Consider the following 1,956-nt stretch of genomic DNA (forward strand, 5'->3'; position numbering starts at 1 on the left):
GGGGTATAGCGGGCTTGTCCTCTAGAAGGTGTCCGCCTGCTAGCATTTGGTTTGCAGAGTGTTGTTTAGCGCTGCGCTGATGGCTTGCGCGCTTTTCGATGGGAGCGAACTCTTTGTTGTGTAATGAGTCGCCAATCAAGTATGTGGCCCTCTACTTGCAGTGACGGGGAGCGCGGCTAACCGGTTTGAGAGACAGGGCGCCAGCACACCCACAGCCGTGCAACGTTCGCATGGGGTCGAAAGCGGTCGTTAGACCTGCGGCGGGGAACATCAGCAACGGTTCAGTAAGCGGTCTTGCGGCGCTCGGGAGTCCACCGGCAGCGAGCGCTCGCCCGCTAAGGGTGCTCAAAGCTGATCCCACGTTTCTTCGGGCCGCTGCGGTCTCCTCGGGTGGCCCGATTCGCAATCGCAGCCCCTGCGCGGCTATGGTTGTGCGACCAGACGAGAGGACCACGACCATGCCCACCTACCACCTGACCGACGCCGCCGGCATTACGCTGCTGAGGTTCAGCTACGACGGCAGTGCCCGAGAGGCCCTCGCCGAACTGCTGCGACGGATAGAGCACTGTGATCTGATGCTCGGCAATACCCGGGTCGCCAAGTTGCAGGTAGAGGTGGGTGTGGCGCTGGAGCCTTGGGCGCGGAGTGACGGCTGAGAAGTTGCGTCCGGCATCGCGTTCGCCAGCACCGGCGTCGACGCCTTCGTGCCTGCGACGGCGGAGCCGGCTGGGTGGAGTAAAGGAACGCAGCAGGCACGCCAAGCCTTGCCCGGCGTGATTGGTCCGCCATCGACAGCGGCAGCGGTCGAAGCGCAGCAACTCGGTCGCGGCGGCATTTCCACGGTGGCCAAAGCAACCGGTCTGTCGCGAACAACGATTTACCAGGGTTTGAGCGAGCTTTCCGAGTGCCCTGCCGGTGCAGGCTTGCGGCGTGATCGGATACGGGCCGAAGGTGGCGGTCGCAAGGCGCTCACAGCGAAAGACCCTGAGTTGCTGGAGAGCCTTGAGCGGCTGGTCGAGCCGAGCACCCGCGGCGACCCGCAGTCGGCGTTGCGTTGGACTTGCAGGAGCACCCGGCAGTTATCCGAGGCGCTGCACCGTGCCGGGCACCCCGTGGGTCGGCAGACGGTCAGTGAGCTGCTCGCGGCACTGGGCTACAGCCTGCAAGGCAACCGCAAGACCCGCGAAGGCAGCGCGCACGAAGATCGCGACGCACAGTGCAGGCACATCAACGCGCAGGTCGCCGCGTACCAACAGCGTGCCCAGCCGGTCATCTCGGTGGACACGAAGAAGAAAGAGCTGGTCGGGGACTTCAAGAACGGCGGGCGCGAATGGCGGCCGAGGGGTCGCCCGGAGGAGGTGCGCACGCACGATTTCATGGATCGCGAGTTGGGCAAGGTCAACCCCTACGGCGTGTATGATCAAACCGCCAACGTCGGCTGGGTCAGTGTCGGCACGGATCATGACACCGCCGAGTTCGCCGTCGAGAGCATTCGCCGATGGTGGACAAAAATGGGCTCCGCGTCCTATCCGCAAGCCACCGACCTGCTGATCACGGCCGATGGCGGTGGCAGCAACGGCTACCGGATCCGCCTGTGGAAAGTCGCTTTGCAGGCGCTCGCCAACGAGACCGACCTGACGGTGCGGGTGTGCCATTTTCCGCCCGGCGCCAGCAAGTGGAACAAGATCGAGCACCGCATGTTCTCGTTCATCAGCCTTAACTGGCGCGGCCAGCCTTTGGTCAGCCACGAAGTAGTGGTCAATCTCATCGGCAACACGCGTACCGCGACCGGCTTGAGCATCTAGGCGGAGCTCGATACCGCGCAGTACCCCAAGCGCGTCAAAGTCAGCGACGAGGAACTACGCAAACTCAACCTCACGCGCGACGCCTTCTATGGTGAGTGGAACTACTCGATCGCCCCGAATTGTTCAAGTTAATTGCGGACAGCCCCTAAGC

General features: G+C 63.4%; 1 protein-coding gene and 1 pseudogene. Both read left to right on the top strand.

Translation table 11 applies throughout. The features are described 5' to 3' along the window. Positions 1 to 458: 458 nt before the first annotated feature. Positions 459 to 656 carry a hypothetical protein gene (locus I6U14_RS01825; protein ID WP_296896407.1) on the top strand — a complete coding sequence of 66 codons (198 nt, stop codon included), beginning with the start codon at positions 459 to 461 and terminating at the stop codon, positions 654 to 656. A gap of 141 nt (positions 657 to 797) precedes the next feature. After that, positions 798 to 1,937: pseudogene (locus I6U14_RS01830) on the top strand (ISAzo13 family transposase); the annotation flags it as partial. Positions 1,938 to 1,956: the final 19 nt, after the last annotated feature.

It is taken from the genome of Thiohalocapsa sp., from assembly GCF_019695415.1.
Lineage (GTDB): Bacteria > Pseudomonadota > Gammaproteobacteria > Chromatiales > Chromatiaceae > Thiohalocapsa.